Below are 6,395 nucleotides of genomic sequence, written 5' to 3'. Positions count from 1 at the left end.
GAAGCTGCTCGGCGATGCCGGCATTACGAAGATCTTCCATTTCGCCCGCTTCGACCTTGCCGCGCTGTCCAACGCGCTCGGCGTGATGCCGTCGCCGGTCTATTGCACCAAGATCGCCTCGCGCCTTTGCCGCACCTATACGGATCGCCACGGTCTCAAGGATCTGGTCCGCGAAGTGCTCGGCGTCGATCTGTCGAAGCAGCAGCAGTCCAGCGACTGGGGCAGCGACACGCTGAGCGATGCGCAACTGGCCTATGCGGCGTCGGATGTGCTGCATCTCCACGCCTTGCGTGAAAAGCTGGATGTGATGCTGGCGCGGGAAGGGCGGACCGACATCGCGCGGGCCTGCTTCGAATTCCTGCCCCACCGGGCCCGGCTCGATCTGTCGGGCTGGGAGGAAGAGGACATTTTCGCCCATTCCTGACGCCGCCTGCGGCACTGTGCCACCGGTCGGCCATTGGCCGATCGCGCTGCCGCGTTTCGGCCAAACTCGTCGTTCTGGGTGCGTGGGGCTGCAAAAGGGCACAATTCAGCGTAGAGTGCCGGCTGAACCCGGATGGCCTGCCAATGCAGGCCCGTTGGAGCGTCGGTGAGTTCGATTCAGGCTGATGGTTACGAAGCGACCATGGAAGCGCGGTTCAGAGCCGCTGCGCGCCACAGCCGCTTCGTGCGCGTGCTCCGGGTCGCGGTTCCGGCTATCGTGGTGCTGTCGATGGCGACCATCGTCGGTATCTCGCTGTTCAATCCGTTCCGGATCCTGACCAAATTGCCGGTCGATATCGGCAATCTCGTCGTGTCCGGCACCAAGATCACTATGGAGACGCCGCATCTGGCCGGTTTCTCGCCGGACGGGCGGCCCTATGAGCTCTGGGCCAAGGCGGCGACCCAGGACCTCACGGATCCCGACAATCTCGAATTGTCCATCCTGCGCGCCAAGGTCGTGATGGAGGACAAATCGACGCTGAACCTTGATGCCCGCACCGGCAAGTTTAACTCCAAGACGCAGCTGCTGCATCTGACCAAGGATATCTTCCTGCAGACAAGCACCGGCTACGAAGCGCGGCTGACCGAGGCCATTGTCGATATTTCCAAGGGAACGGTGGATTCCAATCAGCCGGTGGATGTGAAGATGCTGAACGGCACTTTGCTCGGGCAGCGGATGCGTATTACGGACAATGGTGAAGTGGTGCGATTCGAAGGCGGCGTGTCGATGAATCTGGTGATGGATCAGCCGCCGGTGGACGGGGCGGAGCAGCCGGATGCGGCACCCCAGCCCGACGTGAAGGCGCCTGCGGAGACCGAGAAGCCGCGCGCCAATGGCGGCAAGCGCGCCCACGCGAAATGAATGTGACCATGGTTTTGAAACGATTTTTTCCGCGTCATCGCTGGATGGGAGCAGGCCTATCGGTGCTGGCCGTCGTCGCGATCGGCGAGGCGTATGCCCAAAGCGCCGTCCAGGGCGTTCCCAATGCCATGCAGGGTTTCTCGCAGAATCGCGATCAGCCGATCCAGATCGAAGCGGCGTCGCTCGAAGTGCGTGACAAGCAGAAGGAAGCCACTTTCACCGGCGACGTCAAAGTCGTGCAGGGCGACACCACCATGAAGTCGAAATCGCTGGTGGTATTCTATGACGGCGCCAAATCGGCCGATCAGCCGGCCAGTGCGCCCGCCAAAGGCGCGCAGAAGGGGCAGATCAAGGCGGCGCAGCCCGGCCCGGGCGGGTCATCCTCGATCCGCCGGCTGGAAGCGCGCGGCAGCGTGGTGGTGACGCAGAAAGACCAGGTCGTGACCGGCGAGACGGCGGTGTTCGACACCCGCACCAATCTCGTCACCATGTTGGGCGGATCGGGCGGCGTGGTGCTGACCCAGGGCAAGAATGTGCTGAAGGGCGACAAGCTGATCGTCGACATGACCACGGGCACGTCCCGGGTCGAGTCGACCGGCGGCCGTGTTCAGGGCCTTTTCCAGTCGTCAGGCTCCGGCCAGCCGGGCAGCGGGCCGACCTCGATCATCCCCGGCGCAAAAAAATAGTGCAGGTCGGCGCCTTCTCCGCAATGCGCGCCGCCGTTGAATCCTGACCATTAACCCGTTATCGCCATTGTTTGAGTGAACAATCCGGCGTCACTGGACGGATCGTCAAAGGTAAATCGTAGCGCGAATGGTTGATCTCCTCGGCATGTTCCGTCGGCGCGCTCCGAAACGCGGCCCGCAGGGTTTTGCGCGGCAGCCGGTCGATATCACTGCGCTTCAGGACGACATGGGTGGTCTGGTCGGCCAGCCGATGCGCGACGCGCCGCCGATGTCACGCGGGGCGCCAGATGTGGCTCCGCCGCAGCCCGTGCAGCAGGCCCGCCGTCCCGACGTGCCGCCACCGCAGGCACCGCGCCAGCGCAGCAATGGCGCCAGCGCGCAGCGCCAGGCGCCGCGATCGGGCTATCTCGCCGTTCACGGGGTGAAGAAGACCTATGGTTCGCGCCAGGTCGTGCGCGGCGTCAGCATCTATGTCCGCCGCGGGGAAGCAGTCGGTCTGCTCGGCCCCAACGGTGCCGGCAAGACCACGGTGTTCTATATGATCACCGGACTGGTCGGCGCCGACAGCGGCGCCATCGAGCTCGACGGCCACGACGTCACGAAGCTGCCGATGTATCAGCGCGCGCGGCTTGGCATCGGCTATCTGCCGCAGGAAGCGTCGATCTTTCGCGGCCTGACGGTGGAACAGAACATCCGCGCCGTCCTCGAAGTGATCGAGCCGAGCCGCAAGAAGCGCGAATACGAACTCGACGCGCTGCTGGACGAATTCAACGTCACCAAGCTGCGCAAGTCGCCTTCGATCGCGCTGTCGGGCGGCGAGCGCCGCCGTGTCGAAATCGCGCGCGCGCTGGCGACGCGGCCGAACTACATGTTGCTGGACGAACCTTTCGCCGGCATCGATCCCATCGCCGTCGGCGACATTCAGGATCTCGTCCGCCATCTCACCAATCGCGGCATCGGCGTACTCATCACCGACCATAACGTCCGCGAGACACTGGGCCTGACGGACCGCGCTTACATCGTCTATGCCGGTGAGATCCTCACGGAAGGAACGCCGGAACAGATCGTCGCGGACCCGGATGTGCGGCGTCTTTACCTTGGCGAAGAATTCCGCCTCTAGTCGAAATTTCCCTTTCGTCAAGACGTGTACATCAGGCCGGGAAAGGTCTAAGCAAGAAACGGACCAATTTTCGTCCCGTTTTTCTTGGATCGGTTTTTTGTCGCGATGGCGCTGACGCAGAGACTCGAATTTCGGCAGACCCAGTCGCTGGTGATGACGCCGCAGCTGATGCAGGCGATCAAGCTCCTGCAGCTGTCGAATCTCGACCTCTCCACCTTTGTCGAGGATGAACTCGAGCGCAATCCGCTGCTGGAGCGCGCCAGCGACGGGCCGGAAGCGCCGGTGGCAGGTGAGCCGAGCCCCGAACGGTCCGACTATGAGCGCGCCGACGATTACGCATCCGGATCCGATGGCGGCGGTGACGGTTCCGACTTCGCCGAGCGCGGCGACAGCAGGTTTGACGCTCCGGCGCCCGAGGACTGGATCAACAATGATCTCGGCTCGCGCAGCGAAATCGAACAGACCTTCGATACCGGCCTCGACAATGTGTTCTCCGAAGAGCCGTCCGAGACGGCCGCGCGCAATGCGCAGGACGCGGCGCCCACGGCCTATACGGAATGGGGCGGCGGCGCGTCGAACGACGACGACTACAATCTCGAGGCTTTCGTTGCGGCGGAAGTGACGCTCGGCGATCATCTCGCGGAGCAGCTGGCGGTGGCGTTCACGTCGCAGGCGCAGCGCATGATCGGACAGTATCTGATCGATCTCGTCGATGAGGCCGGCTATCTGCCTGCCGATCTCGGTGATGTCGGTGACAAGCTCGGCGCATCGTCCGACGATGTCGCGCTCGTGCTCACCACCTTGCAGACATTCGATCCGCCCGGCGTGTGCGCGCGCAATCTCAGTGAATGCCTCGCGATTCAACTCCGCGAACAGGATCGCTACGATCCCGCGATGCAGGCGCTGATCGAGAATCTCGATCTGCTGGCCAAGCGCGATGTCGTATCACTCCGCAAACTGTGCGGCGTCGACGACGAGGATCTCACCGACATGATCGGCGAAATTCGCAGGCTTGATCCGAAGCCGGGTTTGAAGTTCGGCGTATCGCGTGCCCAGACGGTGGTGCCGGATGTTTACGTCCGTCCGGGTCCGGACGGCGGCTGGCATGTGGAGCTGAACAGCGACACGTTGCCCCGCGTTCTTGTCAATCAGACTTACTACTCCGAATTGTCGAAGACGATCCGCAAGGACGGCGACAAGTCGTATTTTTCCGATTGCATGCAGAATGCGACATGGCTCGTTCGTGCGCTGGATCAACGTGCGCGTACTATCCTCAAGGTATCGACAGAGATCGTCCGCCAGCAGGACGGCTTCTTCACCCAGGGTGTCGCGCATCTGCGCCCCCTGAATTTGAAGGCAGTTGCCGATGCCATCCAGATGCATGAATCGACCGTGTCGCGCGTCACCGCCAACAAATATATGGCGACCAATCGCGGCATCTTCGAACTGAAATACTTCTTTACCGCGTCGATTGCCTCGGCCGATGGCGGCGAAGCGCATTCGGCGGAAGCGGTGCGACATCACATCAAGCAGTTGATCGATGGTGAAAGCCCGTCAGCTATCCTGTCCGATGACACGATCGTGGAACGCTTGCGCGAAACCGGCATTGATATCGCGCGTCGTACCGTGGCGAAATACCGCGAGGCCATGCGGATTCCGTCGTCGGTGCAGCGCCGTCGTGACAAGCAAAGCATGCTCGGCAATGCTCTCAAGGCGCCCTCCACCCCGTCCGAAAGGACATCTTCTGAGAAGTCACCCGACCGATCCCGCGACACTGCATCAGCTTGATTGCGCTCGCGTGGAAACGGGATACTGTCGGTTCTACTTGGATCGAATCGAGGTATCAGCATGACTCTTCGCATCTCGGGAAAAAGTATCAGTGTTGGCGACGCTCTGCGCGGCCGTGTGTCCGAGCGCACGGATGAAGTGCTCCGCAAATATTTCGACGGCAACTATTCCGGTCACATCACGCTGAGCAAGGACGGCTTCGGTTTCCGTACCGACTGTTCTCTGCATCTCGATTCCGGAGTGACGCTCGAAGCCGAGTCCAATGCGCAGGATGCCTATGTGAGCGCCGACCAGGCGCTGCTGCAGATCGAGAAGCGCCTGCGCCGCTACAAGAGCCGGCTGAAGGATCGGTCTGCGCGCAAGGCGCATGCGGAAGCCGAGCAACTCGCTGAACTCACTGCGCCCACCGTGGATGCGCCGAGCTACATCATCGAAGCGCCCGATCATGAAGACGAGGTGGCGAGCGGTTACGAGCCTGTCATCATCGCGGAATCAACCAAGTCGCTGAAGCGCTTCTCGGTCAGCCAGGCGGTGCAGGAACTCGACTTTACCGGTGCCGCGGTGGTGGTGTTCCAGCACGGCAGTACCGGGCGGGTGAACCTCGTCTACCGCCGCACCGACGGGAATGTGGGCTGGGTCGATCCTCCGGTGATTAAACCGTCCTGACGCCATTGACGCCCCGGCGGGCCATGCATATGGTCCGCCGCCTTTGACGGGTTATACCGGTCGATGGATTTCGCATGGGGGTTTCCGGTGCTAGACTACGTTCCGGCGATAACCGCCGGGCACGTGATCCGTCACCGGGAACGATGTCCACTTACAGTCTTTCTTGACGCTGCCGGTCTTGGTCCAAACTCACCGCGGACGGTCAATTTTCCTCGGAACGGTCAATGACAATTACCGATCTGGTAGCGCCCGAGGCGATCCTCCCGGCGTTGAAAGTTAATAGCAAGAAGCAGGCGTTGCAGGAGCTGGCAGCGCGTGCCTCGGCATTGACCGGACAGAACGAGCGCACGATCTTCGAGGTGCTGCTGCAGCGCGAGAAGCTGGGCACGACGGCGGTGGGTTACGGCGTCGCAATTCCGCATGGCAAGCTGCCGAAGCTCGACAAGCTGTTCGGCCTGTTCGCGCGCCTGGAGCGTCCGATCGATTTCGAGGCGATGGATGGCCAGCCGGTCGATCTCGTCTTCCTGCTGCTGGCGCCCGAAGGTGCCGGTGCAGATCACCTGAAGGCGCTGGCGCGCATCGCGCGTCTGCTGCGCGACCAGGATGTCGCCAAGAAGCTGCGCGCTTCGCGTGATGCGCAGGCGATCTATTCGGTCCTGGCGCTGCCACCGGCGACGGCTGCTTAAGTATAGGTCTAACTGTCATCGCCCGGCCTTGCGCGCAATTGCGCGCCAGGACCGGGCGATCCAGTAAACTCTGTCTGTCCAATGTGTAATGGGTCACCCGGTCA

Annotated in this window: 7 protein-coding genes; all 7 read left to right on the top strand. The window is 62.2% G+C overall.

All coding sequences use genetic code 11. From position 1 onward, the window contains the following. Positions 1–424 (top strand): ribonuclease D (locus tag ACIQ17_RS29420; protein WP_398472973.1); only part of this gene is annotated, 424 nt, incomplete at its 5' end. Positions 425–589: 165 nt separating this feature from the next. Next, positions 590–1,345 carry an LPS export ABC transporter periplasmic protein LptC gene (gene lptC, locus ACIQ17_RS29415; protein ID WP_398472972.1) on the top strand — a complete coding sequence of 252 codons (756 nt, stop codon included), beginning with the start codon at positions 590–592 and terminating at the stop codon, positions 1,343–1,345. 8 nt (positions 1,346–1,353) lie between these two features. Beyond that, a complete protein-coding gene (locus tag ACIQ17_RS29410; protein WP_398472970.1) occupies positions 1,354–2,031 on the top strand; it encodes an LptA/OstA family protein in 678 nt (225 codons plus the stop codon). Positions 2,032–2,158: 127 nt separating this feature from the next. Next, the gene (lptB, locus tag ACIQ17_RS29405) at positions 2,159–3,151 is read left to right on the top strand and encodes an LPS export ABC transporter ATP-binding protein (RefSeq protein ID WP_398472969.1); all 993 of its coding nucleotides are present in this window, start codon (positions 2,159–2,161) and stop codon (positions 3,149–3,151) included. Between the two features lie 105 nt (positions 3,152–3,256). Continuing rightward, complete coding sequence (rpoN, locus tag ACIQ17_RS29400; RefSeq protein ID WP_398472968.1) at positions 3,257–4,939, top strand: RNA polymerase factor sigma-54; 1,683 nt, start codon at positions 3,257–3,259, stop codon at positions 4,937–4,939. Positions 4,940–4,999: 60 nt separating this feature from the next. Continuing rightward, positions 5,000–5,605: a ribosome hibernation-promoting factor, HPF/YfiA family gene (gene hpf / locus ACIQ17_RS29395; RefSeq protein WP_398472967.1), complete on the top strand. Its 606-nt coding sequence runs from the start codon at positions 5,000–5,002 to the stop codon at positions 5,603–5,605. 224 nt (positions 5,606–5,829) lie between these two features. Then, positions 5,830–6,291, top strand: coding sequence for a PTS IIA-like nitrogen regulatory protein PtsN (gene ptsN / locus ACIQ17_RS29390; protein ID WP_398472966.1), 462 nt, complete (start codon positions 5,830–5,832; stop codon positions 6,289–6,291). The last annotated feature ends 104 nt before the right edge of the window (positions 6,292–6,395 follow it).

Source organism: Tardiphaga sp. (assembly GCF_044340795.1).
In the GTDB taxonomy this organism is placed as follows: Bacteria; Pseudomonadota; Alphaproteobacteria; order Rhizobiales; family Xanthobacteraceae; genus Tardiphaga.
The sequence above is the reverse complement of the archived record's forward strand: the minus strand, read 5'-3'. Positions and strand labels throughout refer to the sequence as shown.